This window comes from Halopseudomonas salina, from assembly GCF_008641105.1.
This window is the reverse complement of record NZ_VTTI01000010.1, coordinates 128202-149479: the sequence shown is the minus strand read 5'-3', so window position 1 is coordinate 149479 and position 21278 is coordinate 128202. Positions and strand designations below refer to the sequence as shown.

At 58.3% G+C, this 21278-nt stretch carries 16 protein-coding genes, 1 tRNA gene and 2 pseudogenes; 11 read left to right on the top strand and 8 right to left on the bottom strand.

What is annotated here, in order from left to right:
- Positions 1 to 68: 68 nt before the first annotated feature.
- The 3 genes and pseudogenes from FZF01_RS15530 to FZF01_RS15525 form a co-directional block, all read left to right on the top strand.
- Positions 69 to 2411, top strand: a pseudogene (locus FZF01_RS15530) (AAA family ATPase); the annotation flags it as partial.
- Positions 2412 to 2564: 153 nt separating this feature from the next.
- Positions 2565 to 2759: pseudogene (locus FZF01_RS19805) on the top strand (response regulator transcription factor); the annotation flags it as partial.
- Positions 2760 to 2970: 211 nt separating this feature from the next.
- Positions 2971 to 3630, top strand: coding sequence for an OmpA family protein (locus FZF01_RS15525; protein WP_150278070.1), 660 nt, complete (start codon positions 2971 to 2973; stop codon positions 3628 to 3630).
- A 98-nt stretch (positions 3631 to 3728) separates the two neighbouring features.
- On the opposite strand, the gene FZF01_RS15520 is transcribed toward FZF01_RS15525, so the two are convergent.
- Genes FZF01_RS15520 through FZF01_RS15510 form a run of 3 tightly spaced genes read right to left on the bottom strand, consistent with a single transcriptional unit; the run spans position 3729 to position 8031 of the window.
- On the bottom strand, positions 3729 to 4634 hold the full coding sequence (locus FZF01_RS15520; protein WP_150278071.1) for an acyltransferase: 906 nt from the start codon (positions 4632 to 4634) through the stop codon (positions 3729 to 3731).
- Between the two features lie 55 nt (positions 4635 to 4689).
- Positions 4690 to 6816, bottom strand: a complete 2127-nt coding sequence (pta, locus tag FZF01_RS15515) for a phosphate acetyltransferase (RefSeq protein ID WP_150278072.1) — start codon at positions 6814 to 6816, stop codon at positions 4690 to 4692.
- Between the two features lie 27 nt (positions 6817 to 6843).
- Positions 6844 to 8031: an acetate/propionate family kinase gene (locus FZF01_RS15510; protein ID WP_150278073.1), complete on the bottom strand. Its 1188-nt coding sequence runs from the start codon at positions 8029 to 8031 to the stop codon at positions 6844 to 6846.
- A 146-nt stretch (positions 8032 to 8177) separates the two neighbouring features.
- Here FZF01_RS15510 and FZF01_RS15505 point away from each other — a divergent pair, with 146 nt between their 5' ends.
- The 3 genes from FZF01_RS15505 to FZF01_RS15495 all read left to right on the top strand — a co-directional run bounded on the left by FZF01_RS15505 (position 8178) and on the right by FZF01_RS15495 (position 10649).
- Complete coding sequence (locus FZF01_RS15505; RefSeq protein ID WP_150278074.1) at positions 8178 to 8663, top strand: FKBP-type peptidyl-prolyl cis-trans isomerase; 486 nt, start codon at positions 8178 to 8180, stop codon at positions 8661 to 8663.
- Positions 8664 to 8832: 169 nt separating this feature from the next.
- Complete coding sequence (locus tag FZF01_RS15500; RefSeq protein ID WP_150278075.1) at positions 8833 to 9420, top strand: TetR/AcrR family transcriptional regulator; 588 nt, start codon at positions 8833 to 8835, stop codon at positions 9418 to 9420.
- A gap of 119 nt (positions 9421 to 9539) precedes the next feature.
- Positions 9540 to 10649: an NADH:flavin oxidoreductase gene (locus tag FZF01_RS15495; RefSeq protein ID WP_150278076.1), complete on the top strand. Its 1110-nt coding sequence runs from the start codon at positions 9540 to 9542 to the stop codon at positions 10647 to 10649.
- Here FZF01_RS15495 and FZF01_RS15490 read toward each other — a convergent pair.
- Both FZF01_RS15490 and cysZ read right to left on the bottom strand, forming a co-directional pair.
- Positions 10618 to 11856 (bottom strand): glycosyltransferase family 4 protein, encoded by a 1239-nt coding sequence (locus FZF01_RS15490; protein ID WP_150278077.1) that lies wholly within the window; start codon positions 11854 to 11856, stop codon positions 10618 to 10620. The two genes, FZF01_RS15495 and FZF01_RS15490, sit on opposite strands and share 32 nt — an antisense overlap.
- A 53-nt stretch (positions 11857 to 11909) precedes the next feature.
- Complete coding sequence (cysZ, locus tag FZF01_RS15485) at positions 11910 to 12653, bottom strand: sulfate transporter CysZ (RefSeq protein WP_150278078.1); 744 nt, start codon at positions 12651 to 12653, stop codon at positions 11910 to 11912.
- A 197-nt stretch (positions 12654 to 12850) separates the two neighbouring features.
- Between cysZ and trxB the strand changes: the two genes are divergently transcribed.
- Complete coding sequence (gene trxB, locus FZF01_RS15480; protein ID WP_150278079.1) at positions 12851 to 13798, top strand: thioredoxin-disulfide reductase; 948 nt, start codon at positions 12851 to 12853, stop codon at positions 13796 to 13798.
- Positions 13799 to 13866: 68 nt separating this feature from the next.
- Here the strand turns inward: trxB and FZF01_RS15475 are convergent, their stop codons facing one another.
- From FZF01_RS15475 to FZF01_RS15465, 3 genes are all read right to left on the bottom strand, one after another.
- Positions 13867 to 15750: an Lnb N-terminal periplasmic domain-containing protein gene (locus tag FZF01_RS15475; protein WP_188434456.1), complete on the bottom strand. Its 1884-nt coding sequence runs from the start codon at positions 15748 to 15750 to the stop codon at positions 13867 to 13869.
- An 86-nt stretch (positions 15751 to 15836) separates the two neighbouring features.
- Complete coding sequence (locus tag FZF01_RS15470; RefSeq protein WP_223825470.1) at positions 15837 to 16337, bottom strand: DUF3015 family protein; 501 nt, start codon at positions 16335 to 16337, stop codon at positions 15837 to 15839.
- A 199-nt stretch (positions 16338 to 16536) separates the two neighbouring features.
- Positions 16537 to 16623 (bottom strand) — tRNA-Leu (locus tag FZF01_RS15465).
- A 151-nt stretch (positions 16624 to 16774) separates the two neighbouring features.
- Between FZF01_RS15465 and queA the strand changes: the two genes are divergently transcribed.
- From queA to secD, 4 genes are all read left to right on the top strand, one after another.
- A complete protein-coding gene (gene queA, locus FZF01_RS15460; protein WP_150278081.1) occupies positions 16775 to 17824 on the top strand; it encodes a tRNA preQ1(34) S-adenosylmethionine ribosyltransferase-isomerase QueA in 1050 nt (349 codons plus the stop codon).
- Between the two features lie 5 nt (positions 17825 to 17829).
- Positions 17830 to 18948, top strand: a complete 1119-nt coding sequence (tgt, locus tag FZF01_RS15455) for a tRNA guanosine(34) transglycosylase Tgt (protein ID WP_150278202.1) — start codon at positions 17830 to 17832, stop codon at positions 18946 to 18948.
- Positions 18949 to 19006: 58 nt separating this feature from the next.
- Positions 19007 to 19339 (top strand): preprotein translocase subunit YajC, encoded by a 333-nt coding sequence (gene yajC, locus FZF01_RS15450; RefSeq protein WP_150278082.1) that lies wholly within the window; start codon positions 19007 to 19009, stop codon positions 19337 to 19339.
- 61 nt (positions 19340 to 19400) lie between these two features.
- Entirely contained in the window at positions 19401 to 21269 is a 1869-nt protein-coding gene (gene secD, locus FZF01_RS15445; RefSeq protein WP_150278083.1) for a protein translocase subunit SecD, read from the top strand.
- Positions 21270 to 21278: the final 9 nt, after the last annotated feature.

Sequence of the window (21278 nt, the reverse complement as noted above, 5' to 3'; positions counted from 1 at the left end):
AACGCTATGGCCCGGTTCGTTACAAATCGACAATATATCTCCAGGCACATCCCGCTAGACTTGGTGGCATGCACGTTGCCATTTCCTCCCCAGGCAAGATGTTCCGGCCCCCGTTGCCGGCTGACCATCTGCCCAGACCTGAACTTGTCCGCCTGATCCAGGACGCGGCCCAATGTCGTGTGGTGCTGATCTGCGCACCTGCCGGTGCCGGCAAGAGTACGCTCGCCGCTGAAGTGGCCGAACAACTCCCTGATCTCTGGTTATCTGCTTGGCTTGCGCTGGAGCGCCGTGATGCTGCGCCCGCACAAATGCTGCGCAGCCTGATAGAGGCCTTGCAGGCCCTGTTTCCCGGGGTGGGTGCGGCCGAGCTTGCGCTGCTGGCGCAGCAGCAGACGCATCAACCGCTGGCAATCGAGCCGCTGATAGCCTGCCTGGTAAGCGAACTGGAACGGCATAATCTGTCTCAACAGTCCGTGCTGTTGATTCTCGACGATTATCATCTTGCCCGCAACGCGGCCACCGACAGCCTGTGCGCGCTCCTTTTCGAGCGCCTGCCGGCCTCTTTCCAGGTCCTGATTACCAGCCGAGGTCGCCCTACTTGGCCTCTCGGGCGCATGCGCCTGGCCAATCAGGTCCTGGAGCTGGACGAGCGACAACTGCGGCTGCCGCCGGAGTGTGCCCGGATCTTTCTCGAGCGGGCAGGAGTCGACGTTGCCGATCGGCAGTGGCTCCGCCAGCGTATCGAACGTAATGAGGGTTGGTTTGCGGGGCTGCGGCTACTTGCGCTTACGGCCGGATCTGGAGAACCGCAGGCGACGGTGAGTGAAGAGCAGCTGGTACAGGAGTATCTGCTGGAGGAGGTGATCGGGGGGCAGCCCGTTCACGTGCAGGAGTTTCTGTCACAGATTATCTGGCTCGACCACTTCACTCCCGAGCTGTGCGATCAGGTGCGTAATGCCAGTGACAGCCGGGTAATCATTGACTGGCTGTTGGAACATCAGGTTTTTCTGGTGCCCCTGGACCGTCAGAGCACCTGGTATCGCTTTCATCATCTGTTCTGTGATGTGCTTCGACAGCGGGGTGCCGCGCAGGGGCTTCCTGCCCGTCAGGGGGTGCATTTGCGAGCTTGTGACTGGTTCCGCGAACATGGCCGTATTGCTGATGCGGTCGAGCAGGCGCTGGCCGCAGAACGTCCGGATGAGGCTGCGGCGCTGGCGCAGCACCTGCCTCTCGATCAACTGCTTGCCGAGCAGCATGTGAGTACGCTGCTGCGCTGGAAGGCAATCCTGCCGCGCGTCTTGCAAGGCAGTTCTGCCCGTCTGGTGCTGGTGCATGGCTGGACGCTGGCGCTGGCCTGTCAGTTGGAGGATGCTCGCGTCATGCTTGCCCGCCTGGCCTTTTTTCTGCCGCAACCCGACGCTGCAAGCCAGCGCAGGCTGCTGGGGCAGGCGCTGGCCCTGCAAAGTTATGTCGCCAGAGCTGCCGGGGATCTGGGCGAGGCATCCCAGTGTGCCCAGCACAGTCTGCAGTGTCTGAATAGCGAGGATGTCGGTAGTCAACTTATGTCGATGTTGACCCTCGCTGATATTGCGTTGTGCGAAGAAAATATCGACGCGTCCCGGGGCTGGGCCAGAACCGCGCTGGAGCTCGCTCAGCGTAGCGCGAATGTGTTGTTCGAGGCGCAGGTGGTACTGGTACGTGCGCGGTTGCTGCAAGCCCGTGGGCAAGTGGCCCGCGCTTGCCGGATGCTCGGTCAACAGCTTGAAGTGCTTAATAAGCTGGATTACCCCCAGGGCCTGGCGATTCGGGCACGGCTGACGATCCTGCATGGTTATTATGTCGGTCAGCTTGGCGACTCTGAAGCCGCTCGGCGTGAGGTTCGGCAGGGTATTGATGAGGCTAGGAGCTGTCGAGATATCCATGTTTTGCCAGGCTATTGTCTGTTGGCAGGCATTGAGGCGCGTCGGCGTGATGGTTTCAACCAGGCCTTCGAGCTGCTGGCTGAGGCTGAGCGTTTGATGCACCAGTGGGATGTTCCGCCGGTTTTCTATCTCGGCTGGGGCACGGCGCTGAAGAGCGATCTGTGGATCAGCGCCGGGCGGCAGGAGCTGGCCGAGCAGTGGCTGCCGCGGCTGCGCCAGACTTACTGTCTTGAAGAGCCGGCTGCACCGCCGAGCTTTTTCCATGTGCTGCCTGTGGTGATCGAGCGGGTATACGCTCGACTGTTGTGGGGCAGGGGTGAGCAGCGGCAGGCCGAGGCCCTGCTGTGGCAAGTCCTGGAGCGCCTGCAACTGCAGGGTGAGCGCTTGCAGGCGTTGTCTGTCATGACGCAGTTGGTGCAGATGCTGGGTCGTAGCCAGCGACGCGCCCAGGCTCAACAACTGTTGCTCAGGGCCATCGTCTGGGCTGCCGACGATACAATCGTGGGCCCATTCCTGCCCCTGATCTCGCACATGCCTGTGCTGGTCCAGCGCACCCTCCAGAACGCGCCCCCTTCCCGGTTGAAGTTACGGCTGCAGGAGAAACTGCCGATGGCCAGCCAGGCCCCGGAGTCTGGACTGGTCGAGCCTCTGAGCAGTCGGGAGCTCGCGGTGTTGGAGTGTATAGCGCGCGGGCACTCTAATCAGCAGATCAGTGAAGCCCTGTTTATTTCACTGCATACGGTAAAAAGTCATGCGCGGCGCATCAATCACAAACTCGGCGTGGCGCGTCGTACGCAGGCGGTAGCTCAGGGCAAGTTGCTGGGTCTGCTTGGGTAGGCCGACCCCGGATCAGGTAATTGTCTTGCAGTGCGCATCAGAGTGCGGTCTTATGGCTCAGCAATTGATACTCGTCACTACGGTGATACCCAGGTCACGTTTCTCCCACAGAGTTTGATTGGCAGCACAAAGCTTGCCGCGCACGCCAGTGTGTCTTTGAAGGCGTGTGCTAATCTGTCACCACGTGTTTTGAAGAAAAAGGAATCTATACATGAAGAAGCAAATGATGGTTGTTGCGGGTCTGAGCACGCTGCTGCTGGCGGGTTGTACTACCAATCCCTACACGGGTGAGCGTGAAAGCGGCAAATCTGCAATCTACGGCCTGGGTGGTGCGGCAGCCGGCGCTGCTATTGGTGCTGCGACTTCCGGTAGCGATGACCGCGCCAAGGGTGCCTTGATCGGTGCGACTGTTGGTGGCGCCGCGGGTGCTGGTTATGGCTACTACGTGGACCAGCAGGAAGCCCGTTTGCGTCAGGAATTGCGCGGTACCGGTGTGCAGGTTGTGCGCAATGGCGAGAACCTGCAGCTGGTCATGCCAGGCAACATCACCTTTGCCAGCGGTTCGTCTGACATTTCCAGCAGCTTCTATCCCACCCTTAATTCGCTGGTCAAGGTATTCCAGGAATTCGACAAGAATGGTGTCGAGATCGTTGGTCACACTGACAGCACCGGTAGCAATGACCTGAATATGCGTCTGTCCCGTGAACGCGCGCAGAGCGTTGCATCCTATCTCGCTAACAACGGTGTTGCCGGTGCGCGTATCAGTGCAACGGGCGTTGGCCCTAGCCAGCCGATCGCGAGCAACGACACTACTGATGGTCGTGCGCAGAACCGCCGTGTGGAAATCAACCTGCGGCCCCTGCAGCGGTAATTGACTTATGGCCTTATCTGTCTGCGCAAGCAGGTTGATAGAAGACCATGAAAAAAACGCAGCCATCTGGCTGCGTTTTTTTTGTGTGAATTCCCGGGCTACTGGTCAGCTGGATACTGGTCGTGCAGCCTCTCGAGCTGCTGGTCTTTCTCAGCCCACAGCTCGTTGACCCAGGCCTGGAAGGCTTCGCGGAAAGCACTATCGTTCTGATAGTCGCGACCCAGAAATTCCGGGGGTATGGGTTTCAGGTCGCAGCGCATCACGACCTTTCTGACTCGGCCGCTGAGCAGGTCCCAGAACGTCGGACTGCCATCGGGATAGTGGATGGTGACATCCACCAATGAGCGCAACTGCGAACCCATGGCATCAAGCACAAAGGCGATACCCCCCGACTTGGGGCGCAGCAGATAACGGAAAGGCGAGTTCTGTTCGGCGTGTTTGGCGGGGGTCAGACGGGTGCCTTCAAGAAAATTGAAGATAGCGACCGGAGTGGTTTTGAACTTCTCGCAGGCGCGGCGGGTGGTCGCCACATCCTGCCCGGCTTTTTCCGGGTGCCGGGCCAGATAGGCCTTGCTGTAGCGTTTCATGAAGGGAAAGTCGAGCGCCCACCAGCAGATACCGATTACCGGGACCCAGATCAGTTCCTGCTTGAGGAAGAACTTGAGCATAGGCATCTGGCGATTGAGATTGTGCTGCAGTACCAGGATGTCGACCCAGCTCTGGTGATTGCTGGTCACCAGATACCAGCCGTCATAGTCCAGCTGGGAGACGCCCTGTACGTCCCAATCAGTGTTGCCACTAAGCCGCATCCAGCCACTGTTGCACAGCATCCAGAATTCGGCGATCCGGATCAACGCCCGGGTGCAGAGCGCCTGCAGGGCAGGGAAGGGCAGCAGTTTCACCATGGCAATGGGAAACAGTACGCTGAAGCATAGCAGCGTGTTGATTATCAGCAACAGGGTTGCCAGGGCGCCGCGGAGGGCGTGAGGCAGAAAGCTCAGCATCAATGGGTGCTCATTCAGGGACCGCCGGCCAGATGAACCGGCGATCGAGTCATTTTTACTTGTCTGCCTGTATGGCCGTCAAGGCAATGGTATAGACAATGTCGTCCACCAGGGCGCCGCGGGACAGATCGTTTACCGGTTTGCGCAAGCCCTGCAGCATTGGGCCAACGCTGACCACGTTGGCACTGCGCTGCACCGCCTTGTATGTCGTGTTACCGGTATTCAGGTCTGGAAACACGAACACGGTTGCCTTGCCGGCCACCGGACTATCTGGTGCTTTCTGCAGGCCGACGCTGGCAATCGCGGCAGCATCATACTGGAGCGGACCGTCGATCAGAAGCCCGGGCTCGCGCTCGGACGCGATGCGGGTTGCCTCACGGACCTTTTCCACATCTTCCCCGGTACCGGATTTGCCCGTCGAATAGCTGATCATCGCCACCCGTGCTGGAATGCCGAAGGACTCGGCGGACCGGGCGCTCTGAATCGCGATTTCTGCCAGTTCTTCAGCGTTCGGATCCGGATTGACCGCGCAGTCTCCGTAAACCAGCACCTGCTCGGGCAGCAGCATGAAAAAGATCGAAGACACCAGATTGTACCCGGGGGCCGTCTTGATCAGCTGAAATGCCGGTCTGATGGTGTTGGCGGTGGTGTGAATGGCACCGGACACCAGTCCGTCGACCTCATCGAGTGCCAGCATCATGGTACCCAGCACCACGTTGTCTTCGAGCTGTTGCAGCGCCATGGGCGCGTTGAGACCCTTGCCGGCACGGAACTCGACCATCTTGTCGACATACCGCTCACGGACTTCCTCCGGATCGATGATCTCAAGGTCATCCGGCAGGGTGATGTGCTGAGCCCGGGCCACAGCTTCAACCGATTCGCGCTTGGCCAGCAAGACACAACGGGCAATGCCCCTGCGTTGACAAATGGCTGCAGCCTGCACGGTACGAGGCTCGTCGCCCTCCGGCAAAACAATGCGCTTGGCTGCTTTCTGGGCCCGGGTCATCAGTTGGTAACGGAATGCTGGCGGTGACATGCGGGCTTCCCGTGGCGCGTCGCAGCGCCGCTCCAGCCAGGCGTGGTCGATGTGGGAGGCGGCAAACTCGGTTACCTGTTCCGCGCGCTCGTGATCATCTACCGGAATTTCACGATTCATGCGGTCGAGCCGGGTCGCAGTCTCGAAGGTGTTGGTGGTTGTGGACAGTACCGGCAAACCTCCGGTCAGTGCGGGTTGGCACAGCTGCATGACCCGCTCATCGGGGGCGAAGCCACTGGTCAGCATCAGGCCTGCCAGGGGTGTGCCCGCCAGGGACGCCAGACTTGCGGCAATGATGATGTCATCGCGGTCGCCGGGCGTGACGATCAGCGTACCGGGTTTAAGGCGCTCGACGATATTGGGTACCGTCCGTGCACACAGGGCAATCTCCATGACGCGGCGGCTGTTGATCTGGCCTTCGTGCAATACGGTTGCATGCAGCAGTTCGGCCACGTCAGACGTGCGCGGCGCGTTCAGGGTCTCTTCCCAGGGAATGCAGCCGATCAGGCGGAAGTCCTCGGTATCCAGTACCTGGGACTCCTGTTTGAGGGCAATGGCGAACTCTTTCAGGGTACGTTTGAGTTCGCTGCGGTCGCTTGGCAGCCTGTCCGCCAGCTCGAGTCCGCGTACCTTGTTGACGATCACGCCGAGTACCTTGGGATGGCTCGGGCCGCCGAAACCCTGAGCGTGAATTTCGATACGGTCAGCCAGACTCGACATGTCGTCGTCATCCGGCGCGGTGACCAGGATTACATCCGCATCCAGGCTGCGAGCCAGGTGATGGTTGATGCGCGCGGCATAACTGGCCTGACGGGTTGGCACCATGCCTTCGACAATCACCACGTCGGCGTCTATCGCGGCGAGCTGATAACTGCTGACAATGTCTTCCAGAACCTCATCGAGCTGGCCGTTTGCCAGCCGGTGCTCCACATCGGCCAGTGCCAACGGCTTGGGCGGCTTGAGATCGAGCGTGCGGCTGATCAGTTCGGTCGAGCGCTCAGGACCCAGGTCGCCGGGGTGGGGTTGGGCGATGGGTTTGAGAAAATGCACGCGCAAGCCTGCGCGTTGCAGTGAGCGAATCAGGCCGAGGCTGATCGAGGTCAAGCCAACCCCGAAGCCGGTTGGAGCTATGAAAAAAGTGTGCATGCAGTCATACCGCCTGTGATGTAGGTGTCAGTGATCGAGCAGGGCCAGGCTTTCATCCGCTATCTGGCGCTCCTCGTCGGTGGGGATGACCCAGATGGTCGGGGAGCCTTTGGCATGTATAGCAACGGCTTCACCACGGGCATGGCCGTTGTTGGCTGCCTCATCGAGTTTGAGGCCCATTGCACCCATGTGTTCCACCGTGCGTGCGCGAATCTTCGCCGAATTTTCGCCAATACCGCCGGTAAACAGCAGCCCGTCCAGGCGCGGCAGTGCTGCGCACAGGCCGAGTAGAGATCTGGCTAGTCGGTAGCAGAACACCTCAATGGCCAGTTTCGCTCCTTCGTGGTCGTCGTCGGCGGCGGCCTCCAACTGACGCATGTCGTTGGTCAGCCCGGAAAGGCCCAGCAGTCCGCTTTCGCGGTTGAGAAGTTGTTCGATTCTTGGCAAGTCCCAGCCCAGCGTGCGGCCCAGATGAGCATGCAGGTTAGGGTCTACGTCGCCACTGCGGGTGCCCATTACCAGGCCCTCGAGGGGCGTCAACCCCATGCTGGTATCCAGGCTGCGTCCGTCCAGCACCGCACAGCTTGAACATCCGTTGCCCAGGTGGGCACTGAGCCAGGCGCCCCTGCCAGGCGCGTGGCCACTGAGCAGGCTCGCCCGATGGGTAACGTATTGATGGCTGGTTCCGTGAAAGCCATAACGGCGAATGGCGTGCTCCCGGTAAAGGGCTTCCGGTATTGCGTAGCGATAGGCGTACGCGGGCATGCTCTGGTGGAAAGCAGTATCGAATATAGCCACGTGGGGTATGTCGGGAAAAACGGCCATTGCGGCCTGAATACCGGTCAGGTTGGCGGGGTTGTGCAGGGGTGCCAGGTCGGCATTGGCACTGATGGCAGCTATTACTTTGTTGTCTATCAGCTGGGCTTGGGTGAAGTGTTCGCCGCCATGTACCACCCGGTGACCTACCGCGCTCAAGGGTTGGCCGGCGTGCTGTTCGATCAGGGGGAGCAGGGCGGCCATGGCTGATCCATGTTCGCCATCCTCAAGCAAGGTTTCTTCCAGCGCGCTGGCAGTCTTCCATTGGAGTGTGGCCTGATCGCTACCCAGCCGTTCCGCAAGGCCGCTCAGCAGTGCTGCACTGTCGCCCTCGCGGCGCAGTGCGAATTTGATGGAGGAGCTGCCGCAATTGATTACCAGAACCAGTCGCTGGGTCATCGTTACCTCGTCAGTGGTCGGCCAGATGGCGGTCGGAAATCTTTCCGGGTCATAGTCTATACCAGCCTTGCGTCGGTCAACCCGTGCGTTCAGCGGTCAAACGGCGTAAACTGCTCCGTTTTAAGCGAAAAGACAGGTGACGAATTATGCAGATTGCTGCGAACAAAGCCGTATCGATTGAATACACACTCACCGATGATGCCGGCGAAGTACTTGATTCGTCCGCTGGTGGTGGTCCGCTGGTGTATCTGCAAGGTGCGGGTAACATCATCCCCGGTCTTGAGCAGGAGCTGGAAGGCAAGCAGCCTGGCGACGAGCTGAAAGTGACCGTTGAGCCAGAGCATGCCTACGGCGAATTCAGCGCCGAACTGGTAGCCGTGCTGGGCCGCAACATGTTCGAAGGTGTCGATGAGCTTGAGCCGGGCATGCAGTTCCACGCCTCCGGTCCTGATGGCAGCATGCAGATTGTCACCATCACCGCAGTCGAGGGTGACGAAGTGACCGTTGACGGCAACCATCCGTTGGCTGGCCAACGCCTGACTTTTGAAGTCAAGGTGGTTGAAGTGCGTGATGCGACCGAAGACGAAATCGCCCATGGTCACATCCATGGTGAAGGTGGCGTTGAGCACTAAGGCTGGTTGAGGGTCCCGGCTGACGGCCGGGCCAAAGCCATGCAGTGAAAAAGGCTTCCCAAGGGGAGCCTTTTTTGTGAGCGCTGTTTGGCTATTCAGTGTTATCAGTAGAATCCATTATCCTGGGGTGCGCTATTAATAATAGGTGACCGGTCGTATATTAGTCGTCATGAACGCTATTCAAGATAAACGCGCACGCATTCTGGCCGCCGGCACTGAAGTGATGCTGCTCAAGGGTTATAACGGAACGGGTGTGCAGGAAATCACCCAGAGCGCCGGTGTGCCCAAGGGCTCCTTTTACCATTACTTCGAAAGCAAGGAAGACTTTGCCATTCAGGCCCTGCATTACTATTACTTGCCGAGGCTAGAGCGCTTTGGCAGTGCACTGCAGGCCGACGATGCAAGCCCCCGGGAGCGAATTCTGCGTTTTTATCGGGATCTGGTCGGGTATTTTGCCAATCAGCATGAGCCAACTCACCAGTGCTTCATTGGTAGCCTTTGCCATGAGAAGGCAGGCGACAGCCAACCTATAGGTTATGCCGCAAGTGCCATTCTCAATCGCTCTAGTGAGTTGCTGGCTAATTGTCTGGTTGAAGCCCGTGAGGCTGGCGAGTTGCCCTCTGATCAAGACCCCCATGCGTTGGGCGCCTTTATTGGCGCTGCATGGGAAGGTGCCTTGCTGCGCATGAAGGTAGACCGGCAAATAGGCCCGTTACGCGTTTTTATCAGCCAGCTGGAGCGCCTGCTGCGGCCCTGACGGAGCTGTCGGCCGGCTGATGCTATTACACTGACCCTATAACAAGACGACCGGTCCACTCGATAACCGATGAACCGCGGTTGCCAACCAACATTCAACTCACTACAGGAGTTCTATCCATGTCCGCTGACACCAGTTCACTGTTTTCCTCCTTCCAGTACGGTCCCCTCACGCTGAGCAATCGCATCGTGATGGCACCCATGACCCGTAACTTTTCACCCAATGGTGTGCCGACTGACCAGGTTGTCGAGTATTACCGTCGTCGCTCTGAATCCGGTGTGGGCCTGATCATCACCGAAGGCACCACTGTCAATCACGCGGCAGCCAGTGGCTACCCTGACGTACCCGCTTTCCATGGTGAAGAGTCTCTGGCCGGTTGGAAGAAAGTTGTCGACGCGGTCCATTCGGTTGGCGGCAAGATTGCACCCCAGCTGTGGCACGTGGGGAACACCCGTCGTCTGGGCGCGGAGCCGAACGCCGATGTGCCCGGTTACGGTCCCATGGAAAAGCTCAAGGACGGCAGAAAAATCGTCCATGGCATGACCCGTGACGACATCCGTGAAGTAGTTGAAGCCTTTGCCCAGGCTGCCCGCGATGCGAAGGAAATCGGTTGTGATGCGATCGAGCTGCACGGCGCCCATGGTTACCTGATCGACCAGTTCTTCTGGGAGGGTACCAACACCCGCGATGACGAGTACGGCGGCAGCATGGAAAATCGTGGACGCTTCGCGGTGGAAATCATCAGTGCCGTGCGTGCTGCTGTGGGCCCCGAGTATCCGATCATTTTCCGCTTCTCCCAGTGGAAGCAGCAGGACTACACCGCGCGCCTGGCGCCGACGCCTGAGCTGCTGGAAGCTTTCCTGGCACCGCTGGTTGAGGCCGGCGTGGATATCTTCCACTGCTCGCAGCGCCGCTTCTGGGAGCCTGAGTTTGAAGGCTCCGATCTGAACCTGGCTGGCTGGACCCGCAAGATCACTGGCAAGCCCTGCATCACTGTAGGCAGTGTGGGACTGGACGGCGAGTTCCTGGAATTCATGGTCAAGACCGACAAGGTGGCTCAGACTGCCAACATCGACGACCTGTTGGTGCGCCTGGCGGCCAATGAGTTTGACCTGGTGGCGGTAGGCCGTGCGCTGATCGTTGACCCCGAGTGGGCAGACAAGGTCCGCGAAGGTCGTTTCAGTGAAATCCTGCCCTTCAGCCGCGAGGCTCTGAAGACCCTGGCTTGAGCCTCGGGTCTCTGGCGTGGGTGGCGCGTGTCATCTTCGCCGGACCTGATGCAGCTCTGCTCAGGTAACCTTCGAACCGATCAATCACCGGGCCCCAGCCAAGCTGACAGGCCCGGTGTCTAGCATGTATCCGCACGCTTCGCCTTCCCTCAACGTCATCGATCAGCCATAGGAGGTTGCAGGTGAACTGCTTGGCATCTCCCACGGGGGCAAGGCAGCCACTGAAGCGGTCACGTATGTGCTGGTGCGCGGCAGCGGAGTCGAACGCATTGATTGCAAGGCCCGACGCCATTGCCTCGGTCACCACATTGCCAAAGGTTTCGACAATACTTGGAAATACGAATATATCGGCACTGGCGTAAGCGCTGGCCAGTTCTGCTCCGTTCAACCAGCCGGTAAAGAGGGCGTCGGGTAACTGCTTTTGCAATTCTGCCCGCATTGGGCCGTCACCTACTACGACCAGCCGTAATCGCTCCGGATGATCAGTTGTTTCAAGCGCTTCTTTCCAGGCTTGTATCAGAAGTAAAAGATTCTTTTCCGGGGCTAGTCTGCCCACGTGTAGTAGCACGATGTCATTTTCTCCCGCCTGCCATTGCTGGCGCAGGTTCGTGCTGCGATGGCTCGGGTGAAAGCGCTCACAATCCACTCCCCTACCAAGCAGAACAAGATTCTCCAGCCCTGCACGCATCAGCTCCTTCTGCTGAGTAGGGCAGGCGGTCAGGGTCAGCTGCGTACGATTATGAAACCAGCGCAGGTAACTCATGATCGGCTGCTGCAGCAGGCCTACGCCATAGTGGTCGGCATACTGCTGGAAGTGCGTGTGAAAGCCGCTGATGACTGGAATGCCCATTTTCCGCGCAACGCGCAGTGCAGACCAGCCAAGAGGGCCTTCAGTCGCAAGGTAGATGGCGTCTGGCCGCTGCCGTTTCCACATCGCACGCAGGCGGTTGCCGGCTGGCAGGCCCAGTTGCAATTCGGGGTAACGTGGAATGGCCATGCCGTTGACCCGTCGTTCCAGCAGTTCCGGGCCGTTGCTGATGCCTGGATGCTCGCCTGATTGGGCCGGTCGAATCAGTTGTATCTGATGACCGCGGTTCAGGAGCCCTCGGCACAAATGGCCGAGGGTATTGGCAACGCCGTTCACCTGGGGTGCATAGGTTTCGGTGACCAGGGCAAAGCACTTTTGCGGAACGGGATCTGTTTTCATGATCCCAGTATGGAGCGCCGCGATGATGCAAGTGTGACGTTTTGATAACGGTTTTATGTCTGCGCTGACCCCCGTTCGCGCACCCACAGTAATGTTGAACCCGCCACGGCGGAGGGCATCACCAACAGGTTGATCAGCGGAATCAGCATACCCACGTAGACCGGCAGGCCGAACCCCATCGAGAGCAGCCGTCTGCCCCGCATCCAGCGCAGCAGATCGATAAAGCTGACCTGATCGTTGTCGGCCTGCAAATCAATATACTGCACAGCCATCATCCAAACACCAAAGACAATCAACAGTGGTGAGCTGATCAGATTGACCACCGGTACGAAGCTGAGCAGTAACAATATGACCAGCCGTGGCAGGAAGTAAGCTATTTTGCGCAACTCCCGCCCCAGGGCGCGTGGCACCACCAGCATGACGTCCCGCAGGCCGGTAGGCGGGCTGACCTGCCCGCGTTCCTGCTCAGCTATCTTCTCCGCAAGAAAGCCATAAAAGGGCGAAGCAATAAGGTTGGCCAGGATGCTGAAACCGAAGAACAGGACCAGGAGGACCAGCAGCGCAAAGAGTGGCCAGAGCAGCCATTCTATGAAGCTCAGCCACTGCGGTATCGTTGCCATCAACTGTGCCATCCAGATATTGAACTGGCGTATACCCCAGCCGATCAGGGCGGCAAACACCGCCAGATTCAGCAGCAGCGGGATCACCACAAAGCGGCGCAACCCGGGCTGGCGCACGCGTTGCCAGCCTTGACGCAGGTAGTCGGGGCCGCTCAATGGGGCAGAAGTTTGCTTCATGAAACAGATCCTTGCTGAAAGAGGATAAAAGAGCGCTGTGATAGGGTTAAACTATCCGGCTTATACAGTGATTGGAATACCCAGTACCAGCATGCATGGCCTAACATGCAACGCTGCTCTGGTCCGCCGGGGATCCCCGGCCAAAATCGACCGTCCGCATATTAACCCCACCGCGATCGCGGTGCTCTGGAGGCAGCATGACCGATGTACGTCACACCCGTCTGATTATTCTCGGATCCGGCCCGGCAGGTTACAGCGCCGCCGTTTATGCCGCGCGAGCAAACCTCAAGCCCGTGTTGATCACAGGCATGCAGATGGGCGGCCAGCTGACCACTACCACTGACGTCGACAACTGGCCAGGCGACGTGGAAGGCTTGCAGGGACCTGCTTTGATGGAGCGGATGCGCGAGCATGCCGAGCGCTTTGAAACCGAGATTCTCTTCGACCACATCAACAAGGTCGATCTGACCAAGCGCCCCTTCACTCTTTGGGGTGATCAGGGTGAATATCAGTGTGACGCCCTCATCATCGCAACGGGCGCCTCCGCCCGTTACCTGGGCCTGCCTTCGGAAGAGGCCTTCATGGGCAAGGGCGTTTCTGCCTGCGCTACCTGTGATGGTTTTTTCTATCGTAACCAGGACGTGGCTGTGATCGGTGGCGGCAATACGGCAGTCGAGGAAGCCCTGTACCTGGCCAATATCGCTCGCAAGGTCACCGTTGTACACCGCCGCGAAATATTCCGCGCCGAGAAGATCCTGGTGGACAAGCTGTTGGCACGCGTCGCTGAAGGCAAGATCGAGCTCAAGCTCAATGCCACCCTTGATGAAGTGCTGGGTGATCAGACTGGTGTGACCGGTATGCGCATCGCCAAGACCACCGGTGAATCCGAAGATATCCAGCTCAGCGGCGTTTTCATTGCCATTGGCCACACCCCCAATACCAGCCTGTTTGAAGGCCAACTGGATATGAAGGACGGTTACCTGAAGATTCAGAGCGGCACGGAAGGGAACGCGACTGCGACCAATATACCGGGCGTATTTGCCGCCGGCGACGTCGCCGACCATGTCTATCGCCAGGCGATTACTTCCGCTGGTGCTGGGTGCATGGCGGCGCTAGACGCCGAACGGTATCTGGACGAGCTGTAAAGCCCTGCGTCATTGGCAGTCTGTAATCGTATTGGAAATGGCCTCCTTAACAGGAGGCTTTTTCGTTTCTACCAGTACCACCCTAGCGCAAGAGTCAGTTCGTCACCTCGATTGCGCTCGTACATTAGCCGCAGGTCCTGGCTGCTCCCCATGCTTCTTCTCGCTTCCAAGCGCAAGGCGTTGTAGGCGGACACCTTTGCGGCGACTGGGAGCCGATGCTCCACCTGCAATTGCGCCTCCCACAACGATCCGGTTGCGAGATTCAGCCGCGCCCCAATTCGGGCAAAACCATAACCTTCCTGAAGTCGACTTTCCTGTACTGCTGCACCTATATAAGTGGTGCTAAACAGGCTTTCATCAAAACGGTAGCCGTAACCTCTGTCCGCCTGTATGCGTGGTACCAGGCAGTGCTCGCAGTCGAGGCGCAAGGGTTCTACGCCAACCTTGAGGTTCCAAGCCGTGCCTGTGTCTCCCGGGAGCCCGGTTAGAGCAGGGCTAACGCTTGCTATGGAGATAAGGTCCAATTGGCGTAGCTTTATCCCCTGATCGGAAATATGCAGGCGTAGATCGCCCATGCTCAGTGCAGCTCTTTTTACATGGGCATGATCTGCATCCAGAGCGTCGTAATAGGCGGGTCTCAAACGCACCGACAGGGCATGGGAAGTGTCGGAATTGTGGGTAATGCCTAACTGAAACCAGCTTGGAGCCCTGCCCGTATGGGGGGATTCGGGCTTTTTGTTGGCAAATGACGGTAAGCCAGGTGGCAGTTGGTAACGCATTGCCAGCGCCTCGCGGTGCGCCAGGTTGGCAGGGTCCTCCGCGCCAGCTGCTCGATCGCGTATGAACTGATAGTAATCCAGCAGGGTGTCCAGGATGCGCTGGCGAGAAGGCAGGTCCGCGCCAGTGAATGAGGCATCCTCAAAATGGATATCTTCGAGGGCCAGTTGTTTGAACAGTTGCTGTTCGAACGAGCTGAGTGCTTGATATTTCGTGTATAGCCGAGACTGACGAGAGGGGTGGTAGCGCACCTCGGACAAAAGCGGTCTGCTCTGGTAACTGGCGTCGCCCAGGCTCTGGATCAGGCTTTGTGGGATGGTCCAGGGCCGACTATCGGGCACGATTTTCAGGCCCTCAACGATTTCGAGTATTTCGGCCATGCGGTATGCGCAGTTGCGCCGGAAAAAATAGTAGGTGTAACGCTTGCCGAGTACTTCCCAGGCGTGTGCGGTAACCAACTCGACGGCATCGGGGGGCAGATCTAGCTGGTATTCCCACATATCGCGTAGTTCATTTTCGCCATAGTTGTGATTGTGGAAATAGAAATTGATATGGCTGAAACCGCCGTCGTAACCCCCGAAGATACCTTTGAAGATATAGGTTACGGGATCGTCATCGTTTTCCACAATGGCGCCATAATTGAGGCTTGCGTCCATCAGCCCCCCCTCGCTGCCATCGCCTGTAAAATTGAATTTCAGCAAGGTATGGCCGTAATACGAGGCGGGATTGCCTAGATAGCCGGTGGCGAAGACCACGCTGACCGACGAAACGGTATTGTCCCGCGTCCATTTGTCGAGGTCAGTGCAGTTAATATTCTTGTGCAGTTCCAGATCAGTGCCGAGTTGGCTCTGCAGCCAGAGCGCCCGGGCCGGAAACCGGCAGACGGCATGGGATCCAGCCGCATCGTCCGTGGCGACACTCTGTTGCAGTGCTGCAAGGGTAGCCTGTAGTTCAGCGAGCGGGTTCTGATGGCCATCGGCAGCAAGAAAGAATTCAGGGCTCGAAATCGCGCTTTGCAAGCGAGGCTGAAGCAATCCGGCTTTTTCGTAGTGGAGCAGATTCAGCCAGACAGGGTGGCTGGACAACTCCTGAAGAGCGTCCGGTTGTTCGTCGCAGAATGCGTTCTGACTGCTGATCAATAACAGGCAGCCGAACAGGCGGAGCAAATGTCGCACTAGGGAATGGTGCACTTGGAAGTCTTATTGTTCTGGGATACCGCGGGAAGAGGGTCGCCAGTGCATGGCACCGACGACCCGGCGACTCAAGCCTGACAGCTCAGGCTTACAGCCTGATCCATGGCATCGTAAAGGCCAGCGGCTTTTTCGATGTGGCTCATGTTTTCAAAACCATCCGCGCCGACCTGGCCGGACAGAGTGGTACGGGCGCTGGTGATGGCTGCAGGCTGGCGTGCTGCATCGCACTCGAGAATATTCAGCAGGGTAGTCAGGTGCTCGCCTTCACCTTTGGCAGTCTCTTCAGCCAGACTTTCATAGGTGTCATTGATGAAAAGTGCTGCGGCCAGATTTTTGCCCGAGCAGGTTTCAGGGCTCATCGTTGCAGATGTTACCGCGGTGGTGCCGATATCCCAGATCACGTTGGAGGTAACTGCAGCCCAACCGGTGTTGGGGAAGAGAGCTGCGCCGATACCGCAATCCACGAATGGATTCGGGCCGGAGCCGGGAGCTTTGGATTGTGCGAAGGACGGTGCACTGACAGAGACACAAGCAACAATAGCGGCGGCAGCCAAGATTCTAATTTTCATGTTTTTCATTCTTCCTGAATTATTTTTTATTACCTCGGGTCATAAAAAACCGAGGAAACGCAATATATTTCAAGGTCCGAAAAACGGCAATAGCCTTTTGCTAGTATTGAAGACGCTTTGCAAGCGGTACTTGAAGAGAATGCTTTGGTGCGAAATCACCGGGATGGGTCTGTAATTTAATGACCATTTGCTGTGCAAATGGTGCCTCGAGGGAGAATCGAACTCCCACTCTGTCACCAGAAACGGATTTTGAATCCGCCGCGTCTACCAATTCCGCCATCGAGGCCTGTGCTTTAGTACAGACGGCGCGGAGTATACGAATCCCGCGGGTTGATGGTCAATGCCGAAAGCTGTAATAAATGCGCTTTCTTTGGCCCGGGGTTCGGGTTTCGGCTATTATGTGCGGCCATTTTCCTACGTCCGGAAGCGATCTCTGCATGCGTCTCAGTGACTTTCATTTCGATCTGCCAGACAGCCTGATTGCACACCACCCGCTAACGGAGCGGCGTAGTAGCCGTCTTTTGTGCCTGGACGGTCCAAGCGGCAAGGTGACCCACCGGCATTTCGTTGATCTGCTGGAATATCTGCAGCCTGGCGATCTGATGGTATTCAATAATACCCGAGTGATACCTGCGCGGCTCTTTGGTCGCAAGGAAACTGGAGGTCAGCTCGAGATACTTGTCGAGCGTGTGCTCGACGCGCGGCGTGTGCTGGCGCACGTGCGGGCCAGCAAGTCGCCCAAGGCAGGTGGGCGCATTATCGTCGACGGCGGTGCAGTCGCGGTCATGGTTGTGCGTCACGATGCGCTATTCGAGCTTGCCTTCGATGAAGATGTACTGCCATTGCTTGAGCGCGTCGGCCATATGCCTCTACCGCCCTACATCGACCGCGCCGACGAGCCGGCGGACCGTGAGCGCTATCAGACGGTATATGCACAGAAGGCTGGAGCGGTGGCGGCGCCGACCGCGGGCCTGCATTTTGACAATGAAATGCTCCAGGCGATTGCCGACAAGGGCGTGCAGCGCGCTGAGGTAACCCTGCATGTTGGGGCTGGCACCTTCCAGCCCGTGCGGGTCGAGCGTATCGAAGATCACCAGATGCATAGCGAATGGCTGGAAGTCGGCGCGGACGTGGTCAACGCGGTCAAGGCCTGCAAGGCAAGCGGGGGCAGGGTGATCGCAGTGGGCACCACCAGCGTGCGATCCCTTGAAACCGCGGCCCGAGATGGCGAGCTGAAGCCCTTTAGTGGCGATACCGATATATTTATCTACCCGGGGCGACCCTTCCATGTGGTTGACGCCCTGGTGACCAATTTCCATCTGCCGGAATCGACGCTCCTGATGCTGGTGTCGGCGTTTGCCGGTTATACGCAAACCATGGCGGCCTATCAGGCAGCAGTCGCGGAGCATTACCGCTTTTTCAGTTACGGTGATGCCATGTTCATCACCCGCAATCCGGCCGCGGCCGGACCCGAGGACCTAGCATGAGTCACATGAACTTCGAGTTGCTGGCCACCGACGGCAAGGCGCGTCGCGGCAGGCTGACTTTCCCCCGCGGTGCGGTGGAAACCCCCGCGTTCATGCCGGTGGGTACCTACGGCACGGTCAAGGGCATGTTGCCCCGCGATGTGGAAGCGATTGGCGCCCAAATCATTCTTGGCAATACCTTTCACCTGTGGCTGCGCCCTGGCACAGAGGTGATCAAGGCGCACGGGGATCTGCATGACTTCATGCAATGGCAAGGTCCGATTCTGACCGATTCCGGCGGTTTTCAGGTGTTCAGTCTTGGCGCCATGCGCAAAATCAAGGAGGAGGGCGTGTATTTCTCCTCCCCGGTTGATGGCGCCAAGGTATTCATGGGGCCGGAGGAGTCGATGCAGGTTCAACGGGACCTGGGCTCGGATATCGTAATGATCTTCGATGAGTGCACCCCCTATCCCGCGGACGTTGATACTGCTCGCCGCTCGATGGAGTTGTCCCTGCGCTGGGCGAAACGCTCCAAGGACGCTCACGGCGATAATCCCTCTGCGCTGTTCGGGATTGTGCAGGGCGGCATGCATGAAGAGCTACGTTTGCGTTCGCTGGAAGGCTTGAACGAAATCGGCTTCGACGGTCTGGCGATTGGCGGGCTGTCTGTCGGCGAGCCAAAGGAAGAGATGATCAAGGTCCTGGACTTCTTGCCCCAGCACATGCCGGCCGACAAGCCGCGCTATCTGATGGGTGTCGGCAAGCCCCAGGATCTGGTTGAAGGGGTACGCCGCGGGGTGGATATGTTCGATTGTGTGATGCCCACACGCAACGCGCGCAATGGCTACCTCTTTGTTGATGCGGGCGTGATCAAGATCCGCAACGCGGTGCACAAGCACGACTCTTCGACGCTGGATCCGACGTGCGACTGCTACACCTGCCAGAATTTTTCCCGCGGATATCTGCACCATCTGGACAAGTGCGATGAAATGCTCGGCAGTATGCTTAACACCATCCACAATCTGCGCTACTACCAGCGCCTGATGAGCGGTTTGCGCGGTGCCATCCAAACAGGTACATTGAGCGCCTTTGTGGACGACTTCTACGCTCGGATTGGCTTGCCGGTACCTCCCCTGGAGGCCTGAAAAGCGCTCTGGAAGCGCCCTTGATCTTTCTTTCGAGTAAATACTACAGGAGTGTCACATGAGCTTTTTCATACCTGCCGCCATGGCCCAGGAAGCTGGGGCTGCAGCCCCTATGGGTGGTGGTTTCGAGTGGATTTTTCTGGTCGGTTTTCTGGTTATCTTTTATCTGATGATCTGGCGTCCCCAGGCCAAGCGCGCCAAGGAACACAAGAATCTGATTGGCGGTCTGGGCGTAGGTGATGAGGTTGTCACCGGCGGCGGTATTCTTGGCAAGGTCAAGAAAGTTACCGACGAGTTCATCGTGCTGGAAGTGAGCGAAGGCCAGGAGCTGAAGTTCCAGAAGGGCGCTGTTGTAGCGGCGCTGCCCAAGGGCACATTGAAAGCCATCTGATCCGCACCAACCACCTTTCTTCGGGCGCCCTTTGGCGCCCGGATTGTTATCGGGCTCCGATATGCTCAACCGTTATCCCCTCTGGAAATACCTGCTGATCGTCGCCGTACTCGTGCTCGGCGTGATCTACGCATTGCCTAACCTTTATCCGGACGACCCGGCTATTCAGATTTCCGGCGCACAGACTGGTCAGACTATCGAGCAGCGTGAGTTGGATCGTATCGAGTCCGCGTTGCAGTCGGCCGGTATAGAGACCAAGGGCACTGATCTGGGCGATCTTGATCGCTCCGGGCTGGTGCGTCTGGTCAACCGGGCAGACCAGCTGGCAGCGCAGGATGTGGTGCGCCGCACCCTTGGCCAGGAATTCATCGTTGCCCAGAATCTGGCTCCAACCACGCCGCAGTGGCTGATGAACATTGGCGCCGGTCCCATGAAGCTGGGTCTCGATCTGTCTGGCGGTGTGCACTTCCTGCTGGAAGTGGACATGGACAAGGCCATTGAAGCGCGGGTCAATGTGTACGAAAGCGAAATCCGGAATCTGTTGCGCGGGGAGCGTGTGCGCTATCGCAGCATGCCCAATCAGGGCAATGTGCTGCAGTTCGGGTTTACTGATGAGGCGCAGTTGTCGGAAGCACAGCGTCTGATCGGTGCCGACTACAACCAGTTCCAGATGACTACCGTCAGCCGTGAAGAACTGGAAGTGCTGCGTCTGACCCTGACTGAAGCCGAAATGGCAGAAATTCGTGATTATTCGGTGCGTCAGAACCTGACTACGGTGCGTAATCGGGTGAACGAGCTGGGTGTTGCAGAGCCGCTGGTTCAGCGTCAGGGTGCCAATCGCATCGTGGTGGAGCTGCCAGGTGTGCAGGACACGGCCGAAGCCAAGCGTATTCTGGGCAAAACGGCGAACCTCGAGTTTCGCCTTGGTGCGGAGCCGGATGCGCCACGCGCCACTGTTGAGACCTTTGACTTTCGCGGTGACAAGCGGCCACCAGCTGACGTAGAGCGCAGCATCATTCTCACCGGTGACCAGGTCACCGATGCACAGTCCAACTATGACGAGAACGGTCAGCCCCAGGTCAATATTCGTCTGGATGGCCCTGGCGGCGACATGATGACCCGCGCCACGCGCAACAACGTGGGCCGCGGTATGGCGGTGATCTTCATCGAGCAACGGCAGATTTCCCGCAAGGTTCAGCAGGAAGTCGACGGTGAGATGGTCGAAGTGGATGTGCCGGCCTTTATCGAGGAAAAGAGCATCATCAGCCTGGCGACTATTCAGAGTACGCTGGGCAACCAGTTCCGGATTACCGGGCTGGATTCGCCTGCAGAATCTTCTGAACTGGCCTTGTTGCTTCGTGCCGGTGGTCTGGCAGCGCCGATGTACTTCGTTGAAGAGCGTACCGTAGGTCCGAGCCTGGGTGCGGAGAACATCGCCAAAGGCATATCGGCCACGCAAGCCGGTTTCGTGCTTGTGCTGATCTTCATGCTGATTCTGTACAAGGTTTTTGGGGTGTTCGCGGGGATTGCGTTGAGCTTCAACCTGGTGCTGCTACTGGCTCTGATGTCTCTGCTGGGCGCCACGCTGACGTTGCCGGGTATTGCGGGTATCGTGTTGACGCTGGGTATGGCGGTGGACGCCAACGTGCTGATCTTTTCCCGTATCAAGGAGGAAATTGCCGGTGGAGTATCAGCGCAACGGGCTATCCACGAAGGTTACGACAAGGCATTTTCTGCGATCATCGACGGCAGCCTTACAACCCTGCTGGTGGGTGTGATCCTGTTTGCCATGGGCTCCGGTCCGATCAAGGGCTTTGCGGTAACGCTCTCGCTGGGCATTCTTACATCGATGTTCAGTGCCATCATGGTCACCCGGGCGATGGTCAACCTGACCATTGGTGGGCGTGACATCAAGAAGCTGTGGCTGTGAGGAGCGCGT